This window comes from Sulfitobacter sp. AS92, assembly GCF_038900015.1.
Classification (GTDB): Bacteria; Pseudomonadota; Alphaproteobacteria; order Rhodobacterales; family Rhodobacteraceae; genus Sulfitobacter.
The window spans coordinates 79,596-99,776 of the sequence record NZ_JBBMQL010000009.1 but is presented as its reverse complement, the minus strand read 5'-3'; the positions used below and the strand labels follow the sequence as shown (position 1 = coordinate 99,776).

The following is a 20,181-nucleotide window of genomic DNA, read 5'->3' as shown; positions in this document are numbered from 1 at the left end:
CGGGCATGGGCCTTGAGGCGTTTTGCCGAGGTCAATTGCGAGCAGTTGGCCGCGGTTCGGTTAAGAGCTTTAGCGAGGGGTGATATGTTTCTGTAAAATTCTAAGCGCTACCCGTGCTTTGGTGTATCTCGGCTGAACGCGCTGTCGGTAGTATAAAGCGTGCAGGGCAGCCCCCTAACTCGCGGAGAAGATCAAGCGCGCTAGGTCGCGCGCCCGTCCATAATGCGTGGAACGTCTTGCAGCTTAGCATTGTGGCGGGCGATCCAGTCGAGCGTCTGCTCAAACGGCATGGGACGTGCGATGCCGAATCCCTGCACATGGTCACAGCCGAGCTGCGCCAGCAATACATGCTCCCCCACCGTTTCCACACCTTCGGCAAGGGTTTCGACCCCGAGCCGTTCGGCCATGGTAAGAATGGCACCTATCATCCGCTGTTGATCCGGGTCGCGGTCTGCCTTCATGACAAAAGAGCGATCAATTTTAATGCGGCTAACCGAGAAGCGACAGATCGAAGCAATGGAGGCCTGCCCGGTGCCAAAGTCGTCAAGGTCAATGCGGCACCCTAACTTGCCCAAAGCGTTGATGTTGCGGGTAATCACGTCATCGGGCGCGGATGCGACAACAGTTTCCAGGACTTCAACGGCAAGCCTGTCGGGGGTCAGTTCAAAACGGTCCAGCTCCCAAGAGATTTTGTCGATCAGCCGGGGATTGGCAAGTTCGCTTCCCGCGAAGTTTACGCCAACCTGTGGGACTTCTGTTCCAGAGCTATCCCAAGCTTTAAGTGCGGCAAAAGAGTGATACATCATCACCTCAGCCAAACGCTCCAAAAGGCCAGCTTCTTCGATGGCGGGTAGGAAATCTGAGGGGGGGATCATGCCGCGCACCGGGTGGTTCCAGCGCGCGAGGGCTTCAAAGCCGGTGATTTGTCCCGTGTCAGTCGATATCTGCGGCTGAAACCACGGCTGGATTTGACCGCCATCCAATGCCTGCACAACGTCCTCGCGCAGCTCTGTGCGGCTTTCGGTATCGCGGCGCATCTGGTCTGAGAAGGCGCGTATAGAGGAGGGGCCACGACGTTGAGCGGTGCGTAGAGCCGTGGCAGCGGCGGCAAGCCACGCTGCACCGTCCCCGCCCGGTGCGCGGGTGTTGAGGCAAAAGCCTACTGAGGCGGTGAGATAGACGGTCACCCCATCGACGGAGATAGGTTCTTCCAGTACAGCCTGAAGCCGCCCCGCAAGCTGGATACAAAGCTCAAGATCAAGCTGGCGCACCGGGGCCATGCAGATGGCGAAGCGCGCCTCGCCCATTTTGCCAATATTGTCGTCATCCCGCAGGACGCTGATCAAACGTTCGCCGCTCTGCCGAGCGATCAAATCGGCAGCGCCGTGACCGTAACGTTCTGTAATTTTGTCAAACTCTTCGAGCGAGATGAAGAAAGTCGCTGACAACCGCCCCTGCGCTTTGGCGCGTTGAAAAACCTGTTCGGTCAATTCCTCAAAGGTACTGCGCTGCAGCATGCCGCTGACTGCGTCACGCGGTAGCGCCAGCCTGTCGCCAAACCGCTGCCCCGCCAGATAGAGCAGTGGCAAAGCCGCGGAGGCCGTGATCAGGGCCAATTCACCCCCGAGCCAGCACGCGACAAGCGTCATTGCAGGAAGGAAGGCCAGAGCCGCCTGACCACTTAGCAAAGCGGCGAGTGGCTGGCGTAAATGCGCCAGCCGAGTAAGCTGGTAGAATGCCATCGCGATATCCCTTCCATTATCGCGCAATACCTGCGCTGTTGAGGGACCAATATCGGCTTTAGGATGTGTCGTGGGTTAACAGAGACCGCTTTCCATGTAATTTCTTATCTAAAATTGTTCTTGTTACGTACTCTCACCGTTCCGCACTAACCCTGCGAAGTCGAACAGGTCGGGATCAAGCAAATGGGAGGGGCGGGCGTTCATCAAAGCACGGAACATCACCTGCCGGCGACCGGGGCTATTGGCCTCCCAGCCATCAAGAATCGCCTTAACCTGCTGGCGCTGTAGCCCGTCCTGTGACCCGCAAAGATCGCAAGGAATGATCGGGTAATTCATTGCGGTGGCGAAGCGCTCGCAGTCGCGTTCGGCCACATGAGCGAGGGGGCGGTAAAGGAACAGATCGCCTTCTTCGTTTACCAATTTGGGCGGCATCGTTGCCAGGCGCCCACCGTGAAAGAGGTTCATGAAGAAGGTTTCTAAGATGTCATCCCGGTGATGGCCCAGCACCACAGCAGAGCAGCCTTCTTCGCGCGCAATTCGATAGAGATTTCCACGGCGTAAACGGCTGCAGAGAGCGCAAAACGTGCGCCCGGCGGGGATCTTGTCCATGACGATTGAATAGGTGTCTTGGTATTCAATGCGATGGGGAACGCCCATCTTTTCAAGGAATTCCGGGAGCACGGTTGCGGGGAAGTTCGGCTGGCCCTGATCGAGATTGCAGGCCAAAAGATCGACCGGCAGCAGGCCGCGCCATTGAAGTTCATGCAAGACCGCAAGCAGGGTATAACTGTCCTTGCCGCCCGACAGACAGACCAACCATTTGGGCTTCGGCGCGCCCTCGGCGGTCGACTCGATCATGCCGTATCGATCAATCGCCTCGCGGGTCATGCGGACGATGCGCTTGCGCAGCTTCTTGAACTCGGTGCTTTGCGGTGCGCCTGCAAAGAGGGGGTGAATCTCGTTGGTTTCGTCCAGCATCGGTCAGTCTCTCACTATCAGCTTGGCTTCACCTAGGGCAATTTGCCCCTTTGGCGCAAGCGTGGCGCTAATCGGGGACGTTGTCGATTCCACTGCGGCCCCAAGGGTGGCAGCGGGCGATGCGCCGCGCGGCAAGCCACCCGCCCCGCAGCCCGCCATGTTTTTGCAACGCTTCCAGCGCATAGGCACTGCAGGTGGGCTGGTAACGGCAATTGTACCCAACCCAAGGGCTAAAGAGCAGACGGTAGCCGCGCACCGGCAGGGCAAGCAGCGTGGCGAATGGGGTCATTTCCGCGCCCCATGCAGGATATCGAGTGCGCGGGCGAGATCGGCAAGCAGTTGGTCGAAGGGCAGGGCGGCTGTCGCCTCGCGCCGCCCGACAAAGACATAGTCCATGCCCGCGCGTCCGGCCTGCGGCAGGGTCAGCCGGGCGATTTCACGCAAACGGCGCTTGGCGCGGTTGCGGGCCACGGCGTTGCCAACCTTCTTTGAGCAGGTGAAGCCCACGCGAATGGGGGCCGCGCTGGGCTCATCCTCCCGGCGGGGTCGCATCTGTAGGATAAAACCGGGGGTCGCCACACGTTTTGCACGGCTGGCACGCTGGAAATCCGGCCGTTTGGTTAGGGTTTCCATACGCAGAGAAACCGCCGGGGCAGGGTTCCCCTTCGTGGCGCAAATGCCATTCAAGGGTGCCTCCGGCGGTATCATATTCTGGTTCCGAAGATCGAAGGCGCTTACGCGCTCAGCGATTTCCGGCCCTGTGCGCGACGCGCATTGATGATCTTACGGCCGGCTTTGGTGGCCATACGCGCGCGGAAACCGTGGCGCCGCTTGCGCACGAGGTTCGAGGGTTGAAAGGTGCGTTTCATCGCTCCGTCTCCATTTAAAGCTGGCTGGGCACGGAATCACTCATGAGTTCCACCGCGGCCAGCGTCAATTCAAGCCCGTCCTCTAATGCGGTGGCGCGCGCAAGTCAAACCCCCTGACAGGGAAAATCTGCCCTTTGCAACAAAATGCCGGTCCGTACGGGCCAAATTGTTTCAGTTCGCCCCTCTATCCTGCAAAATCGGCCCTTTGCGCACAAGCCCTATCAAGTGCGTGTGAGGAGCCTGTTCCTACGCCCAGCTTCACGCCATCATTAGGAGACGACAAATGGTCTGATGTAGGCCCAATGAAAGTGTTGAAATGAGCCGCAAAGACCTAAGTAAGCCCGCGCTGATGCGCTACCTGCCCCTTGCGGTGATCCTAGCGGTCGCCGCCATCGGCGCGTTTACCCTGCGTGATTACCTGAGTTTCGACGCCCTGCGTGAGAATCGCGAGGCGCTGATCGCCTTTCGCGACAACAACTACCTGCTGACCGCGCTGGCCTTTGTCGCCGCCTATGTAGTGATCGTAGCATTCTCCCTACCGGGGGCCACGGTGGCGACATTAACTGGCGGCTTTCTGTTCGGGTTGTTTCCCGGTGTCCTTTATAACGTGGGTGGGGCCACACTCGGCGCGATCGTGATCTTCCTGGCGGCGCAATGGGGTCTGGGCGACCGGCTGAAAGAGCGGATGGATGCCTCTGATGGGGTGGTGCGTAAGATCAAGGCAGGGATCGACGATAACCAGTGGTCGATGCTCTTCTTTATCCGGCTCGTGCCGGTGGTGCCGTTTTTCGTTGCGAATCTGGTGCCCGCATTCCTTGGCGTGCCATTGTTTCGTTTCGCCATCTCCACGTTTTTCGGCATCATGCCGGGGGCGCTGGTCTTTACCTCTGTCGGGGCTGGGCTAGGTGCAATCTTTGCCCGAGGTGAGACGCCGGACCTCGGGATCATCTTTGAGCCCCATATTTTGCTGCCCATTCTGGGTCTTTGCGTTCTGTCGCTGCTGCCTGTGGCGATCAAGACATTTACCGGCAAGAAGGATCTGCTGAAATGACCACTCGTATTAAGACTGACGTTCTGATCATCGGCGCAGGCTCTGGCGGATTGTCGGTGGCGGCGGGGGCCGTGCAGATGGGCGCAGATGTGACCCTGCTTGAAGGGCACAAAATGGGCGGTGATTGCCTGAACTATGGCTGCGTGCCTTCAAAGGCGCTGATTAAGACTGGCAAGACCGCCCATGTCCAGCAGCACAGCGCGCAATATGGGGTCGAGAATGCCGCCGGAGTGGTGGATTACGCCGCCGCCAAGGATCACGTGGCCGATGTCATCTCGGAAATCGCGCCGGTCGATTCGGTTGAGCGGTTTGAAGGCTTGGGCGTGCGGGTGATCCGTGAATATGGGCGCTTCATTTCCGATAAAGAGGTGCAGGCGGGCGATACGATCATCACGGCACGGCGCATTGTCGTCGCCACGGGGTCGTCCCCGCTGGTGCCGCTGATTCCGGGGTTGAAGGATGTGCCCTATGAGACCAACGAAACCCTCTTCGACCTGCGGGAAAAGCCGGAGCATCTGATCATCATCGGCGGCGGCCCCATTGGTATTGAGATGGCCCAGGCCCATGTGCGGATGGGCTGCAAGGTGACCGTGATCGAAGGCGACCGGGCGCTTGGCAAAGATGATCCGGAGCTTGCTGAGGTTGTTCTTCAGACCATGCGCGACGAAGGCGTAGCTTTTGAAGAGGGCAGCAACGCCGCGAAGATCAGCGGTGAAGCGGGCGCGATCACGGTTGAAACCGAGGATGGCCGGGTGATCAATGGCTCGCATCTGTTGATGGCCGTGGGCCGCAAAAGCAACGTTGACCGGCTCGATCTGGATGAGGCCGGGGTGGAGACCACCAAAGCGGGCATCAAAGTCGACGACAGTCTGCGCAGCAGCAACCGCCGTGTCTATGCCATTGGCGACGTGGCGGGCGGGCTGCAGTTCACCCATGTGGCGGGCTATCACGCCGGGGTGGTGATCCGCTCGATCCTCTTTGGCCTGCCGAGCAAGACCAAATTGCACCATATCCCGTGGGTCACCTATGCCGCGCCGGAACTGGCGCAGGTCGGGTTGACCGAGACGCATGCACGCGAAGAACATGGCGACAAACTGGAGGTCATCCGTTTTCACTATAACCACAACGACCGCGCCATCGCCGAGCGCCAGACCAAAGGGTTCATCAAGGTCATGGTGGTCAAGGGGCGCCCCGTGGGGGCCAGCATCGTCGGCCATCAAGCAGGGGAATTGATCACCCTGTGGTCGCTTGCGCTGGTCAATAACATGAAGATGAGCCAGATTGCGGCTATGGTTGCCCCTTACCCCACGATCTCGGAAATTAACAAACGCGCGGCGGGGGCCTATTTCAGCCCGCGCCTCTTCGAAAGCGCATTGGTAAAAACGATCGTGCGCGCCGTGCAGCGCTTTTTGCCCTGAGATCACCCATGATCCACTCGCTCTCTGGCCGTCTGCTGATCCTCACCACCATCTTTGTGATGCTGGCCGAGGTACTGATTTTTGTCCCCTCCATCGCGCGGTTCCGCGAAGAATACATGCTGACACGGCTGGAACGGGCACAGATCGCGTCACTGGCACTGCTGGCTGACGACATGCTCGACCCGGAGCTGGAGGAAGAGCTGCTGCGCAACGCCGAGGTCTTCAACGTGGTGCTGCGCCGGGACGAGGCGCGGCAATTGGTGCTGGCCTCCCCCATGCCGCGCACGGTGTCGCAGACCTATGACCTGCGCGATGCCTCTGCGATGGTTCTGATCCGGGACGCGATGTTGCGGCTGTTCCGGCCCGGGAATGAGGTGGTGCGTGTGATCGGCGCCCCGGTGCGCGAGGCGGGGCTGCTGATCGAAGTCACGATGGAAACGGCGCCGATGCGTGTTGCCATGCTCGACTACGGGATTCGCATCTTGATGCTTTCGGCGGTGATCTCCGTCATAACTGCGGTGCTTTTGTTCTTCGCCATGCGGGCCTTGTTGCTCAAGCCGATGAAACGGGTCGCAGGGCATATGCAACGCTACGCAGCGGCCCCCGAAGATGCGCGGCGGATCATTGAACCTTCGGCGCGCGTAACCGAGTTGCGTGAGGCCGAAGAGGCGCTGAAAAAGCTACAGACGGACCTGACGCAGGCGCTGAAACAGAAAGAGCGACTGGCACAACTGGGCAGCGCGGTCAGCAAGATCAGTCATGATTTGCGCAACATTCTGACGTCGGCGCAGCTTTTCACCGACCGGATCGAGATGTCCGAAGACCCGACAGTCAAACGGATGGCCCCGAAGCTTGTCGGCTCGATTACACGCGCGGTTCACCTGTGCGAATCGACACTAGCATTTGGCAAAGCAGAAGAGCCGGGGCCGACGCTGACGCTGATGCTGCTAGAAGAGTTGGTGGAAGAAGTGATCGACGGCGAACGCTTGGCCGACCCTGAAAGCGACATCAGCTTTGCCGCCGACATCCCCGCCAACCTGACTGTGCGCGCCGACCCTGAACAAATGTACCGCGTTCTCGCAAATCTCATGCGGAACGCCCGACAGGCGATTACGGCCACCGGCAAACCGGGTGAGGTACATTTGCGCGCCGAGGACCGGGCAGAGGCGTGGTGCATCACCGTGAGCGATACCGGCCCGGGCCTGCCGCCCAAAGCGCGCGAACATCTTTTTACAGCGTTTCAAGGGGGCGCGCGCAAGGGCGGTTCGGGGCTGGGGCTGGTCATCGCATCAGAGCTGGTGCGCGGCCACGGTGGCACTTTGGCCCTGCATAACACCGGTCCGGAAGGCACGGTTTTCGACATCACCCTGCCGAAGGGCGACGGCACTTTATAAACTTTCGCAGAAAATTGCATTTCCTCGAAACGAGGGCTTGCAACTCTCCGGGGCTAAGACTAAACCCCCGCTCAGTGGACCGATAGCTCAGCTGGATAGAGTACCTGACTACGAATCAGGGGGTCGGGGGTTCGAATCCTCCTCGGTCCGCCACTACCCGAAAAATTGAATAACACTGTGCCCGATGCGATATCGCTTTGACCTGTGTTATCCGTATGTGGGCGGATTGTAGAACGCCCATGCTCCATGCGGTTTGTCGAAGACGGAGTGCGTCTGCTTCAGATGATCTATGCCGCGTTACCTGTCGCCGCTTGAGCAGGACGTTATCTTGAGCAGTAGGTCATAGAGCCGAAGATACAGCGCGCGATGAACTCAACGTTGTTTTTTGCATGAACAGCCTTAAACACAGACTGCGTGCGAAGCGTTTTGATTTCTTGATAACTCAGTTTGTTTTTAGCGTAAAAGAGTGAGGCCAGCACAAAATCTGCCTTACTGGATCGCTAAACCGACCTTGGATTATTGAACTTCTTCGCACGTGAGGAGCTTTCAATTTCGATGCAGGGAGGAGATATTTCTAGAAGGCCGCGAAACATCCGCCCGAACCTGACGAAGCACTGGAAGTCGTTTGATCAACGCTACGAAAACCATCGTAGCCATGATCAGGATCAAAAGCTCACTATTCCACATGCATCATTCCTCCTACGGCATATTCAATAGACTAACGATTCCTACAACTAATAGGTTCCGCTAGCGTTCGGTGCAGCTATCGGTTGAGTTCCTGTGAGCAGCGAACTTGGCGCTGCTTATTTGCATGCGCCGTAAAGAATGAAATTAGCCACGCCCAGTTCTTAATCTGAACAACATACGGACAATCAATAATTACTCGATCGGCAGATGCCGTGGGCGCAGCTACTAAATCGGCCAAAGCGAAGAGAAATTACGCGTTTTGGCCGTGAGAGATTGAACGCGCCTCCGCCCGCGGTCATGATGTGCCGCGCGCATTGCTTTCAAAGATGCTTTTCATATGGCTGTCGAACTCATTCCAAGTGATGACAGCCCGATTGCCCGCATGGCCATCGTAGTATGAGCGCCCCGTCGATGTCGGCAGTCCGGCCCAAATACGGGCGAGATTCTCCATGAATCGATGGCGACTGATTTTTCCCTTCATAAAGGGGGTAAAGCCTGCATCTTCGAGTAAGATATCAGCAAGCAGGTCTTGGACTTGCGGGGTGAAGACATCATTCTTGCCGAGTCCCGCCTCAGTGACCAGTGTTTTCAATGTGTTGGGGATAAACTGATAGCGCCCGATGGCATGTGGCTGACCGGGAGTCGCTGAGATCCAGCGATAGATTTCGCCGATGGTCATGCCCGTGGGCCGCTTCGGCGGCCTGACCCGTGCGCCATGCTGAACCGCGTCATAGCCTTTGGCACCGGCCTCAGCCGAAGCTATTAGATGAAGAACGGCGTCGGATGGCCCGCCGCGTTTTGGAATGTTGAGCTTGCGAGGAGATGGTGCGGCGGTCGTTTTGATCATGCTGCGATTAAGGTGAATACGGTTCTTTGAGGCAGAGGGCGACAGTGCAAAATTCAGGCCGGTTACAGCGATTTTTCTACTATCGAAACGAGCTAGGTCGTTTGCATTTGCCGCCCCGGAAAAGGTCGTGGCGATTAGGCAAAAGGCAGTGCTGGCAGCAAGCATTCTCATCGAGGTTTCCTATCTGATTTAGATATTGCGTTGACCCTGATTATGCGCCTTCAAAATCGATATTTCCTTAACACGGACAGATAGTTAGGCTCTCTAACGGATAGGTATTGGTGCGCTTGGAGTAGCCACTTGTGCCTTAGGATCCGTGAATGGGGTTGAGCCACGTTCCAGATGCGCTTGGAACGTGGCTCTCCCTCATGGCTGAGTCTCCCGATCAGCTTCCGAGGAACTGGTCGAACTGGGTCCAGAGCGAATTGTCCAACAGTAGATTAAAGCGGAAATAGAACCCCTCATCGTAGAGGCTGCTTTGCCCTGCCACCCGGCCGCGTGCTTTGTTGTAGCCAAGTGCCAGCAGGACACCTTTGCGCGGGGTGAAACCAAATTCCGCGCCAATCCCGTTAGAGGAGTTCCCCTCACTGTCCCACAAATGTGTGGCGTTCAGGCCAAGCTGGAAGCGATCATTGCCGAATTCGTAATTCAGTCCTCCTTGAACCAGTTGTGTGGTGGTGTTGGGCGATGTCCCTGCTGCGGTGGCAATCTGCTGGTACTGACCAGCGTATTTGCCGTTAATCCGTAGGTCAGCGTCGATTTCGTAGTTCGCATCTACAGACCACAGGTGGGTTTCCGTGTTATTGTGCTGCTCCTCCAGCCGATGCTCATACCATGCCAGCACATCAAGGCGCGCGTTGTCCTTGGGGCGATAGGCGGCCCCAACACGGGTACGCAGACGGCGGGAGTTTTCGCCATTGCGGCGATCTAGTGCCGCGCGGCTTCGCGCCAGAACTGTAAGATCGGGGATTACGTTGCCTGCAATCCCGATGCTTGCGTAGTGAGTTTTGCCAGTCTTTTCCCATGTGGTTTCCAACTCAGCGTCACCGACCCAGTTGTCGTCTCCCGACTGCCAGCTTGTGCCGAGCGCGAGCGACGTTAGTTCACTCTCTGCGGTATCAAGGTTGCGGGAATGCTCTAGGTCAGCGCGGAAAGTCGTGCTTTGATTGATGTCCCAATTGACCGACATGCCCTGCACCATATTGGTGTCGCCTGCGCCGCTGGCTTTGGTCATCTCGGTCCGGCCTGTAACCCACTCGTTTAAAGTGTAGGAAAAGCCATAGGCCGCGCGGGAGACAAGTTCATCGCTGCCGAACTGAAGCTCGATCTCGTTATAGACGCGCCAGCCGTTCTTAGGCTCATCATATAGGCCAAGTGTAAGTTCGGTTGGGGCGTCGCCGTCGAGCGGTGCGCGTAGTTTTGCTTCGATCACCGTGCCCGGGCGGGCCGCCGGCGCCCAATTTGCCCCGAGAACCAAAGCAGTTCTGCTTTCGTCGCTGCCGTCATTGCGGTCTCGGCTGTGTTCTAGGCCAATCTCACCGCGCAGGGTCTTGCTGAGGCGACGTGAATAGATCGCATCAAGGGTCAGCTGTTCGTTGTTGTTGACCCGATCACGGGTGTATTCGGCATTGAAAGCAATATCGCTGCGCTGGTCGATCTCTGCGCCATAACTTAGACGGACCTGGCTGGTACCGGCGCGGGCCAGACCGCCCTGTGCGTGAAAGTCTCGTCCCGTATGGATGGCCTCGAAAGCGAAGTAACGCGTTTCGGTCTTTAGCTCATAGGACAAACGAGCTGCGGTGTCTTTCTCACCTTTTTCATTTTCCGAACGGGCGACTTCGGCCTCCCAAATGCCGCCCTGACGGTCTTCGTGCTGCAGATAGGCAGCGTGCATCCGTTGGTGGGCCGTGTTGCCAAGCGGCGCATCGGCATGAACGGCGCGTGCCCCAATAGAAGTATTTTCAGAAAGGGCGTAGTTTACTTCGCCGCCATAGAGCCAGTAAGCCTCTGCACCATCGGGCTCAACTTCGTAGGTGACGCGGATCGACACGGGGTTGCCATCAAGATCGAACTGGCGCACCGGCGTATCAAAAGTGATCGTATTGCGGAAGAAGTCGAGTAGATAGTCCGTCCCGCGCAGCAGTGGCGTGGCAGTTAATATGTCGCCGCCGTCTTCATCTCGCACGAGGACTTCAACTCGCTCAGAGCCTTGCACATAACCGCTTAGGTCAAGGTCATAGGGGCCAGAGACGCCGCGACCACGGATTTCTTGCACTTGCTGTTCTTGTGCAGTCTGGGCTGCGAAGACAGTGACCGAGACGCGGTCGTTTTCCCAGTGCCCCTTGGCCCCGGTGGCGACACGGCGCAGATTCCCAAGTTTCAGCGCGCTGGCTTCCGGCTCGATGGCAATGTCGCCGTAGAGCATATAGGAGCGGCCTTTTTCCACCTTAACAAATAGATTGGACGTGGATTGCGCATCGGCTCCGCGCTCGGAGTTGTCGCCATAAACGGGGTAGTATTCTTCGCCCCGGATGTCGCGGAACAAACGATCTTCTGTATCGCGGTCCGAATTATAGCGTAGCGTCAACAGCGCATCGCCGCGGATCACACCTTTGAGGTAAAGTTCTCCGCGCACACCTGTGGTGGTTTCTTCGAACGAACTGATGTGGTCCTTGTCGAGCACGTTGCCGGCATCACCGCTGAGCGATACCGCGCCCTCAATCACACCGATCAACACCCGTTCATTCAAGTCGGGGGTAAATGTCAGCGTCGCTTCGGCCTCTCCAAAGGAGGAGCGCACCGTGATTAAATCAGGGCCGGAGGCCTGCGGCGGGATCAGGTTGAAGGTTGCCTCACCATTGTCGAGGTACGCCTGCACACCGGGTGTGCTGCTGCGGATATCAGTTACGTCCCAAAGCGAGCGTCGGGCAGAAAGGGTAACCGTGCCTGAGGCAGGCACCGGGCGACCACGGGCATCGAGAACGCGGACAACCACTGGGACCACAGAGGCCGGGTTCGCCGCTGCGGTATCGGGCAACAAGATTTCGATTCTAGCTGGTTTGCCGGGGGCGGTCAGGCGCAGTTCTTTGCGGACACGCTCGATACCAAATCCATCACGGCCCACCAGTGTGAGGACATTTTCGCCCGGTGCCAGTTTCACCGCGACATATTCAAGCGCCTGCACGTTGTTCTTTTCGAAATTTGTGCGCTCACCGACACGGTCCCCGCCGAGCTCCCGGCCATTCACCAGCAGCGTTAGCGTCAGGTCCGCCTTACCCTTAACGCGGATGTTCTGGGTTGCGCGGGTGACTGTAGTGTCTTCGGCAAAGTCAACGAAGCTTGGGTCGCTATTGAGGTTCTGGATAATACTGTCGAGCGACTGGCGCTGGGCCGAAGTGCGAGCCGATTGCGCCACGGAAGCGGCAGTAATCCCGGCCTCTTCGTTTTGGGCGGCAATCATGCCGGGGGTCAGCTGCGTTGTGGTCGCGATGCCAGCCTCGCCGCGTACCGAGCGGGTGTTGCTCCGTTGGCCATCAATCGGCAGGTCGGTCGCATTCACACCGGGGGATTGGCTGTTCCCTTTGAAATGGGCGCGACGCTTGCTGACTTCTTCAAGCGCTTCTGGGCTACACTGGGCCACGGCAAAATTCTCAGTCCGCAGTTCGCCTTTCTTCAGCGGAACCAGTCGTGACCCTCCCCGCCGCAGATCGTTGGTGCGCGTAACTTGCACCTCGGTCCCGTTAGGAAGTGTTTCGGGCTGGACGGGAAAGGCGTGGGACACTGCGCGCATCCCGTTCAGTGAATAAGCACCATCGATATCGGTCACCACAAAGAGCCCCTCTTGGGTCGCGATGCGCACGCCCGGAATACCCGGCTCATCCGATGCACGGTCACGCAGGCCGTTGCCGTTGCAATCCATGAACACAGCGCCCAGCACAGTACCCTGACGGGAAAAAACACCGCCTGAGTTGTCCAAGCGCACCATGGCGCGGGCAGTTTGTGATTGATGCAACATGCCGGTGCCCGCTTGGCGACCCGATAAGATGGCAGTGTTCTCGTTGCGGCCTTCGCGGGCGGCGGCAGAGAATTGCATGACATAGGTCAGCTCATGGCTCGATAAAGGCTCAAGCATGCCGACCGAAAAGCGCAGATCGCCGTTACCTATTTGCTGCGGATCGTCCAGCAGTGCCCCGTTCAAGGTGACCGAGCCGGGAACGAAATTTACGCCATAAGCGGGGCGGTCAAGGATTTCGCCACCAATCAGCGCTTGGTGCATGTTGTTGGTGAAGCTAAGCGTATAGGTGACGAATTCGCCATGCCCAACACTGTCAAGGTCCGCCGCCTTATCGAGCGCCAGCGGCGTGCCGTAATGCGGATCTACCGGAATGTCAGATACAAAGAGCGCGCCACCCTCATGGTTAAAGTCTTTGCCCAAACCTGCCTGCATCACAGTGCGGCCCATACCCACATAATCGGCACGCATTGACGGAAAGACCCAAGCGGGCGCATCCATCACAGCATAGCGGTAGTCGCCCTCAGGCATCTCAGAGAAGGTGAAAAAACCACGTTGGTCGGTCTGCGTGCGGGCCATCTCGGCGCCAGAGCGAGCGTCGACTAGGGCAACGGCTACGTTGTCAATCGGGGCGTTGGTAACGGAGTTGAACAAGAAGTTTCCAGGGTTGATCATTAGATCATCCTCAAGCACCTCATCGTCGCAGATCACCGTTGCGATAAAGCTATCGCCAAAATCGGTTGCCATGACCTGATCCCCGGCAACGGCGGGCGACATCTGTGCCATTGGTAGCGCGGGCGTGAGGAAGACTCCGGTGTTGGCGCCCGTCTCGGTCGCGATGATGGTCTCAACATCACCGGTCAACTTGCTGCGGATGGTAACTGGCGTCGTATCGACATCAACGGTGCCGTTGCAAACTCCAGCGGTGACACGCAGACGCGTATCGCTACCCGGTGTGCCATAGGGCTGATCTTCGCCGGTTTCGGGATGCTCGAACGCCAGCGTGCCGGGCGTGTCCGTTTCGCGCTTATAGACGACGGTATTCGAGCCCAGCAACAGAGTGCTTTCTTGGTTGTTATAGAAGGCCGAGGCGGTGTTGTGCACTTCTAATGCGCCCAAAGCCTTAGGCACACGCACCGAAAAGCTGGGGTCTGAGGCATGGCCAATCGCGTAGTCACCCTCATGGAAAAATGCCACCGCATCAACTTCGTCGGAAAGGCCCGCCGGGACAACGCTGACATATTCGTGAAGGGGTGCGCCGTGCATATGGACCAGCGCTGTCATGGTGCCTGAGTTTTGGATCGCGTTAAAAGCCGTATTCAGCGGTATCGCGTCGCGCAGCAAAACACCGGTCTTGGGCGTACCGTCGATCAAAATGGGCTGGCCGTCGATCTCGGGGTAGCCAAGCGCGTCGCGCTCTGAGTCGTTACGCAGGCGCAAGGTGTATGTGATGATCGCCCCGTCGTCAGTTTCCGAAATGGCCTGCTCTTTAGAGACTTCAAGCCCGCCTTCTTCGACGCGCGATTCGCCCGTTGCTTCACTGGTTAGGCTTTGGCCATCCTCTGCCACAGCAGAGACCGTCAGCATGCTGGCAAACTGAGTGCTTATTGGGGTTTCCGCCGAAATGCGGAATTCGTAGATCAGCTGGAGCCGCTCACCGACCGCGAGCATGAAGGGAGCCGACATGTCTGCGGCCGCGTCCTCCGGATCGATCTGGCCGTTGCCGTTAAGATCGGGGAACAGCGTCTGATGTGACATCATCGCTGACTGGCCTTGTTCGCCAATGCGGAGCGATGTTGATAGCGAGACGTTGCCGCTGTTAATCACATCAAAGTAGTAGCGGCCGAATGCACCGCGGGTCAGTAGAAGGTCGGAATAACCGGTCACTTCTAGCCCAGGAACCGAGGCGACTTCGGCCCGGACGGGGTTCGAGAAGACGCGTTCCATGATGCCGAGCGACGTGTTGAAATAGCTCACCTCTGCCACGTTGCGGATAAAAGACCCGCCGAGTGCTGGGTCAGCTGTAGTCATTTGCGGGAGAAGGCTCAGGCCCAGTGCGGAGGCGCTGATCAGGGCCAGAGCCGGGCGGGCTGTAGACATAAGGAAACTGCGCATCAGTTTGCTCCTGTTGCGATCCCTGCGAAGGGCGTGAATAAAATGGGGAGACGAGAACGGGGAGAGGAGGTAGCACCCCCGGGCGAGCGTCGCTCAACCGGAGGTGCCGAAGTGGTCGGTTAGTTTTCGACCCGTACGGTGAACTCTACCCGAGCAAAGCCGCCGGGAAGGATCGTGCCATGCGCGCTCGATACGTTTGTCGGCGTGATGGTTGCCGTGCTGGTCGTCGGGAATAGGCTTTCAGTGCAGTCGCCGCCACAGTCCGTTACGGCTGTATAGGCCGGTGCTGCATCCGAGATGGTCACATTGTCCGCCGGAGAAGCACCAGTGTTTTCGGCTTCGACCATGTAGCGGATGCACTGACCGGGCTCGACGTCTAGGCGCGTCTTGGTAAAGGTACCCGCAGTGCCGTCGCATTGCGCATCGATATACTGGTACTTGCTCAGTGTGACATCGCCCGAGATGATGACCACGCGGTCTTCGACGGCGTTGTTGGTCAGGTCAATGTCGGTCCCGGTACCGTTAAGCGTGTCGCCGATGGTGATCGAACCGACTTCGGAGACACCTTGGGTTGCTGTTGACGGTGTCTGTACACGGTAGATCAGCGAGATGCTGTCACCCGGGGCCAGCCCACCTACACCCAGATCATTGAAGTTATCGATGACCGGCTCGGATGGATCAATAACGCCGTTGCCGTTCTGGTCCCAGAAGATCGCCCCAGAGAAGTTGGTCAGACCGGCTTCTGTGATCGTCCCGTCGGTGATGGCCACGTTCCCTTCGTTCGAGATGGTGTGGAGGATGTCCACGATACCACCCGGCGAAGCCTGCGCGCTCTGATTGTCGATGATCTTTACGTCATAGATTTCGTTGACCGTGACTTGGTTGACGATACGGTCACCCTGTCCCGAGACGGAAGAGACAACCGCGATGTCGACCAAGGTGTCGCCGGGCAGCGCATCATCGGCTGGCGTGATCACCGCGCGGATGGTCTGCACATCCCCTGCCGGGATGGTGCCTGTATTCGACACGACCGTGCCATCGGGCAGTTGGAATTCAACCGTCCAGCCTGGGGGAAGGGCTTGGTCCAGCGACAGGTTGAAGCTATCCGAGGTCGGGCCGTTGTTTTCGACCAGCATGTCAAAGATGACCGGCGCGCCGGGGTCTGTCGATTGTGTCACCCAAGGGTTGCCACCATTTGTCGGAGCTGCTCCATCACCTTCAGAACCGACTACGGCGTTTTCGAGGTCAACCGAAGCGGCGAGCACCGCGCCGGAGAATTCAGCGGTCGATACGTCAGAGACGCCGGAGCTGTCCGAAGTGGTGGTGATTGTCGCAGTGTAGTTAGTGGTCGCAGTCGGAGTGACATTGGTTGGCAAAGTTGCGATCAACGTCACTTTGGCGCTTTCACCAATACCAAGCGGACCGACTGAGCTGATGATAGGTGTGATACCGTCAGCCCCGACAAAGCGGAAAGTCGTACCGTCTGGGAAGTCTACATTGGCAATATCAAGCTGCAGGCTGTCCGGGCTGTTGGACAGGTTGGTCAGCACGAATTCCTGTCGGATCACACCACCTTGGTAAACATCGGCGGTTTCCGTTACAATATCGTTGTTCGCGGCGTCATCGTCGGTTCCCGAAGCGATCGCCGCGTTCGCTGAACCGTCTGAATTAATCGCCGTATCGGCGATGGCCACCGCGTATTGGTTGTCAACGGTAACAGAGGCGGTGTTTGACGGCGGGAAGTCTACGCCGTCAACGTCTTGGGTTGCCACGTTGGTGATGATGCCCGCATCGGCAGTGTCCGTGATTGTGGCGCGGAATGTCACCTCGCCCGAACGGCCAGAGCCGACCGAAGAGATCAGGAAGTTGACGTTCTGGCCATCATCATAATCCCAAGCGATTGTGTTACCACCGCCGTTTGTGGCATCGACGACGGTGGAACCGTTATCATCGTTCAGCGCGGTCGAAGAGTCAGACCAGCGGGCCGATCCAGGCACATAGGCCAAGCGACCATCAAGAACATCTTGCACCGAGTAGTTATTGGCTGCGACCAGACCGGTGCTGGAATAGGTCAAAGTGATGGTCACTTCATCGCCAGCGTCAATGATGTTGGGGTTGCCGCCTGAAGCCGGGTCCGCCGTCATGGATTTGACCAGCTCAATAATCGCATCGTTGGAGATCGTCAGCGTGTCGGTGTTGGTAATAAGTACCGTGCCGTCCAGGTTGGAAGTCGCTGTTACGGTGATCGTGTCAGAACCGGACGCCGTTGAAGGGGCCGTGGCTTCGATCACGACGCCGAACTGCTCGCCCGGTGCCAGTGTAGGTGTTTCAGTGAGTGGAGTGGCGCTATCGGCCACACCGTCCATGTTGACGTCAGGGTAGAAGACCAAGGGTTGCAAATCGAGCGTACCGCTGCTGTTTTCCGCCGCCTCCAGCAAGAACGCATCGGCACCGTTACCGTCGTTGGTGATAATGTGAGGCAAGAAAGCCTTACCGCCGGGGGCGATGCGTTCAATGTTGTTTGAGGTCATAGAGACGCCCGCAACTTGCTGAACGATTGTCTCAACAGTGTTGGAGGTTACCGTGATGGTGTCGCCAGCAGCATTGGTATAGGTCGCGACAGCTTGGTTGCCGATCACCGAGCCCGCATCGGGGGCCGCAAAAACGACTGTGCCGATGACGGAAGTCAGGGCCACGACACTGACGGAGCGAAGGAAGGTTGTTTGGTATTTCACGTTAATATTCCTTAGTTCTATGGTAGTTGGAGAGAGAGGCGCCGGGTTCAGTTCAGACGCACGCGGTAGCTGTTAAAGGCAGAATCGCCTGCTTCGAGCGGTTCCGAGAGGGTCCAGCGCACAGCGGCGACAGCTTCTTCGGGGAGCGGCTCTTCGACCATGTTGCCATCGGCATCGATGACCTTGCGGATGGCGGGAACGGTCGACCATTCCAGCCCTTCTTGTTCGGGGTCCATCTCGGCTTGGACTTCAAAGACTGCGGCGACCGAGGTTATTTCAGACCCAAATGCGAGTGAGACGCCATCCGGGACCGGGGCAGCGATAACGAGACCTGCCATCGCGCCGTCGGTCATATTCTCGTGGCGCAGCTCATAAGAGATCATCTCGCCTGGGCGGATGCTTTCGCGCTCCACGAGGACTTCTTCGCCCTCGGCGTTGGTCTCCACCACGCGGAAAGAAAATTCGCTCGACAGCGCGTCGGCAGCGGCTGCGAAGCCGGCGATAGACAAAGCCGTACTCGCGATGAGTGTTTTGGATAACTGGGAGATATTGATACGCATCTAGTAGTTCCCTCGTTGGCCGGTGAAGAGCCGGCAGTTGCAATGAACGGACACGCCCATTGCGCTGTCCTGTTCTCATCTTCGAGGAACCGAATACGGATATCATCTGAGCGAACGGTTAACGCGCTGAGCCTGAGGCCAGGCCTTTAGCCGAAAGAATAGGGAGCCCTATCAGGTCGCGCCGGGGCCTATCATTCGGCGCGGCATCAGCGCTGAGGCAAAGCAAGCATATGGTTAATTTTGCAGGGAAAAGAGCCGCTTCGGAAATTCTGATTCGGTGATTGGCCCCTTGAACTAAACGCAAAAACGCCCGCACGAGGCGGGCGATTGTGGTTACCAAGGAGGAGGGAGATTTAGGCGCGCTTCGGCGGGCACGTGCTGTTATCGCTGGGCCAGATCAAACGCGAAATAGGCGCGTTAAACGAAGCCCGCGTCGCGTGCAATAATCGCAGCATCCGTACGATTCTTTGCGTCCAGTTTTCGGCAAAGTGTCTTGACATGCAGTTTTATCGTCACTTCCTGCAAATCGAGGTCGCGCGCGATCTCTTTATTGGACTGCGCGATCATCAATCCACGCAGAACTTGACGCTCACGTTCAGACAGAGCCTTCTCAAAATCGGTCTCTTCGGGGTTATCCTTGCCGGACATGAAAGAGACCGGGGCATAAGTCTCGCCTGCTGCCATGAAGCGCACGGCGTTGACCAATGACTTGGCAGGCAATGTTTTGGGTAGGAAACCGATTGCGCCCATTTCCAATGCCTGCTCCGCAATAAGCCGGGTGGCTGTGCCAGAGATCAATCCCACCGGGCGGCCTTCGTTGATACCCAGCACGGTTTGCAGACCCTGCAGGCCTTTCATGCCGGGCATTGTATAGTCCAGCAGAACCAGATCGTAGGGTGGCTCGGTTTTGATCTTATCCAGCGCGCCTGCCAGATCGCTTGCAGCTTCAGTTACGGTCGAACCGTCAGCATCAAGAAACATCGCAATGGTCTCGCGGACCATGTCGTGATCATCAGCAATTAAAATTCGCAAAGACATAATAGGTCTCCTAAGGCCAAACGTGACCGGGGTTCTTTAATAGGTAGAGTGTGCCTGTTTGATAAGAAAGATGAAAGCCTGAGGGGTCGAGGGGGCAAAGGCATGCGCCGCTATTCTTTGGTATGGGCAGTAGGAGCAGGCCAAGGCGGGCGTTCCTATCCTTTGGTATAGAAGGATGCGCTTCTGCACCTTCGCCTCGCTCACAGGTGCGGGGTATGGTCAGGTCATACCGCTAAATAAGGGAACCAGACATGATCTTTCAAAGCCTCAGCAGAATCACCACCGTCGCCGCACTTACCGTTGGCCTTGCATCGGCGGTAGCCGCCCAAAACGAAGAGGTTGTGCTCCAAGTGACACTGGCCGAGGAAACCCACAGCTTCACCCTATCGGATCTTAAGTCGATGCCGGTGTCGCGCTTTGAAACCACGACCATCTGGACCGATGGTACGCAGGAATTTGAAGGTGTCTCCTTAGAGCAATTGTTCGAAACCTTGAGCATCGACGAAGGTACGATCACGGCAACGGCAATCAATGACTACGCCGTGGAAATCCCGATGACGGATGCAGTCGAGGATGGCCCAATCATCGCCTACCACACCAATGGGGAAGAGATGTCACGCCGCGATAAGGGGCCGCTTTGGGTTGTCTATCCGTATGACAGCGACATCGCTTACCAGACTGAACTGGTCTACAGCCGGTCGATCTGGCAGCTTGACCGAATTAGTGTCGAGTAAC

At 57.7% G+C, this 20,181-nt stretch carries 14 protein-coding genes and 1 tRNA gene; 5 read left to right on the top strand and 10 right to left on the bottom strand.

What is annotated here, in order from left to right; translation table 11 throughout:
* Window positions 1-200: 200 nt before the first annotated feature.
* The 5 genes from WNY61_RS15280 to rpmH all read right to left on the bottom strand — a co-directional run bounded on the left by WNY61_RS15280 (window position 201) and on the right by rpmH (window position 3,589).
* The gene (locus WNY61_RS15280; RefSeq protein WP_342852310.1) at window positions 201-1,742 is read right to left on the bottom strand and encodes a bifunctional diguanylate cyclase/phosphodiesterase; all 1,542 of its coding nucleotides are present in this window, start codon (window positions 1,740-1,742) and stop codon (window positions 201-203) included.
* Window positions 1,743-1,865: 123 nt separating this feature from the next.
* Entirely contained in the window at window positions 1,866-2,720 is an 855-nt protein-coding gene (ttcA, locus tag WNY61_RS15275) for a tRNA 2-thiocytidine(32) synthetase TtcA (RefSeq protein ID WP_342852308.1), read from the bottom strand.
* A 67-nt stretch (window positions 2,721-2,787) separates the two neighbouring features.
* The gene (gene yidD, locus WNY61_RS15270; RefSeq protein ID WP_007118880.1) at window positions 2,788-3,009 is read right to left on the bottom strand and encodes a membrane protein insertion efficiency factor YidD; all 222 of its coding nucleotides are present in this window, start codon (window positions 3,007-3,009) and stop codon (window positions 2,788-2,790) included.
* A complete protein-coding gene (rnpA, locus tag WNY61_RS15265) occupies window positions 3,006-3,428 on the bottom strand; it encodes a ribonuclease P protein component (RefSeq protein WP_342852306.1) in 423 nt (140 codons plus the stop codon). Before rnpA ends, yidD begins: the two co-directional genes overlap by 4 nt.
* A 26-nt stretch (window positions 3,429-3,454) precedes the next feature.
* A complete protein-coding gene (gene rpmH, locus WNY61_RS15260) occupies window positions 3,455-3,589 on the bottom strand; it encodes a 50S ribosomal protein L34 (RefSeq protein WP_007118882.1) in 135 nt (44 codons plus the stop codon).
* A gap of 316 nt (window positions 3,590-3,905) precedes the next feature.
* Here rpmH and WNY61_RS15255 point away from each other — a divergent pair, with 316 nt between their 5' ends.
* The 4 genes from WNY61_RS15255 to WNY61_RS15240 all read left to right on the top strand — a co-directional run bounded on the left by WNY61_RS15255 (window position 3,906) and on the right by WNY61_RS15240 (window position 7,605).
* The gene (locus tag WNY61_RS15255) at window positions 3,906-4,640 is read left to right on the top strand and encodes a TVP38/TMEM64 family protein (protein WP_342852304.1); all 735 of its coding nucleotides are present in this window, start codon (window positions 3,906-3,908) and stop codon (window positions 4,638-4,640) included.
* Window positions 4,637-6,058, top strand: coding sequence for an FAD-dependent oxidoreductase (locus tag WNY61_RS15250; protein WP_342852302.1), 1,422 nt, complete (start codon window positions 4,637-4,639; stop codon window positions 6,056-6,058). Before WNY61_RS15255 ends, WNY61_RS15250 begins: the two co-directional genes overlap by 4 nt.
* An 8-nt stretch (window positions 6,059-6,066) precedes the next feature.
* Window positions 6,067-7,452 carry a HAMP domain-containing sensor histidine kinase gene (locus tag WNY61_RS15245; RefSeq protein ID WP_342852300.1) on the top strand — a complete coding sequence of 462 codons (1,386 nt, stop codon included), beginning with the start codon at window positions 6,067-6,069 and terminating at the stop codon, window positions 7,450-7,452.
* A gap of 76 nt (window positions 7,453-7,528) precedes the next feature.
* Window positions 7,529-7,605, top strand: a tRNA-Arg gene (locus tag WNY61_RS15240).
* Window positions 7,606-8,434: 829 nt separating this feature from the next.
* Here the strand turns inward: WNY61_RS15240 and WNY61_RS15235 are convergent.
* The 5 genes from WNY61_RS15235 to WNY61_RS15215 all read right to left on the bottom strand — a co-directional run bounded on the left by WNY61_RS15235 (window position 8,435) and on the right by WNY61_RS15215 (window position 19,446).
* On the bottom strand, window positions 8,435-9,151 hold the full coding sequence (locus WNY61_RS15235; protein ID WP_342852363.1) for a hypothetical protein: 717 nt from the start codon (window positions 9,149-9,151) through the stop codon (window positions 8,435-8,437).
* A gap of 220 nt (window positions 9,152-9,371) precedes the next feature.
* Complete coding sequence (locus WNY61_RS15230) at window positions 9,372-15,113, bottom strand: carboxypeptidase-like regulatory domain-containing protein (protein WP_342852298.1); 5,742 nt, start codon at window positions 15,111-15,113, stop codon at window positions 9,372-9,374.
* Window positions 15,114-15,232: 119 nt separating this feature from the next.
* Window positions 15,233-17,848 (bottom strand): hypothetical protein, encoded by a 2,616-nt coding sequence (locus tag WNY61_RS15225; RefSeq protein ID WP_342852296.1) that lies wholly within the window; start codon window positions 17,846-17,848, stop codon window positions 15,233-15,235.
* A gap of 47 nt (window positions 17,849-17,895) precedes the next feature.
* Complete coding sequence (locus WNY61_RS15220; RefSeq protein WP_342852294.1) at window positions 17,896-18,408, bottom strand: hypothetical protein; 513 nt, start codon at window positions 18,406-18,408, stop codon at window positions 17,896-17,898.
* Between the two features lie 417 nt (window positions 18,409-18,825).
* A complete protein-coding gene (locus WNY61_RS15215) occupies window positions 18,826-19,446 on the bottom strand; it encodes a response regulator transcription factor (protein WP_342852292.1) in 621 nt (206 codons plus the stop codon).
* Between the two features lie 251 nt (window positions 19,447-19,697).
* Here WNY61_RS15215 and WNY61_RS15210 point away from each other — a divergent pair, with 251 nt between their 5' ends.
* Window positions 19,698-20,180, top strand: a complete 483-nt coding sequence (locus WNY61_RS15210; RefSeq protein WP_342852290.1) for a molybdopterin-dependent oxidoreductase — start codon at window positions 19,698-19,700, stop codon at window positions 20,178-20,180.
* Window position 20,181 lies beyond the last annotated feature (1 nt).

Coding starts and splice junctions, on each gene's coding strand:
- WNY61_RS15220 (WP_342852294.1), bottom strand. CDS start 18,408: ATGCGTATCAATATCTCCCAGTTATCCAAAACACTCATCGCGAGTACG.
- WNY61_RS15250 (WP_342852302.1), top strand. CDS start 4,637: ATGACCACTCGTATTAAGACTGACGTTCTGATCATCGGCGCAGGCTCT.
- rnpA (WP_342852306.1), bottom strand. CDS start 3,428: ATGATACCGCCGGAGGCACCCTTGAATGGCATTTGCGCCACGAAGGGG.
- WNY61_RS15280 (WP_342852310.1), bottom strand. CDS start 1,742: ATGGCATTCTACCAGCTTACTCGGCTGGCGCATTTACGCCAGCCACTC.
- WNY61_RS15215 (WP_342852292.1), bottom strand. CDS start 19,446: ATGTCTTTGCGAATTTTAATTGCTGATGATCACGACATGGTCCGCGAG.
- WNY61_RS15210 (WP_342852290.1), top strand. CDS start 19,698: ATGATCTTTCAAAGCCTCAGCAGAATCACCACCGTCGCCGCACTTACC.
- WNY61_RS15245 (WP_342852300.1), top strand. CDS start 6,067: ATGATCCACTCGCTCTCTGGCCGTCTGCTGATCCTCACCACCATCTTT.
- WNY61_RS15235 (WP_342852363.1), bottom strand. CDS start 9,151: ATGCTTGCTGCCAGCACTGCCTTTTGCCTAATCGCCACGACCTTTTCC.
- rpmH (WP_007118882.1), bottom strand. CDS start 3,589: ATGAAACGCACCTTTCAACCCTCGAACCTCGTGCGCAAGCGGCGCCAC.
- ttcA (WP_342852308.1), bottom strand. CDS start 2,720: ATGCTGGACGAAACCAACGAGATTCACCCCCTCTTTGCAGGCGCACCG.
- WNY61_RS15255 (WP_342852304.1), top strand. CDS start 3,906: ATGAGCCGCAAAGACCTAAGTAAGCCCGCGCTGATGCGCTACCTGCCC.
- yidD (WP_007118880.1), bottom strand. CDS start 3,009: ATGACCCCATTCGCCACGCTGCTTGCCCTGCCGGTGCGCGGCTACCGT.
- WNY61_RS15230 (WP_342852298.1), bottom strand. CDS start 15,113: ATGCGCAGTTTCCTTATGTCTACAGCCCGCCCGGCTCTGGCCCTGATC.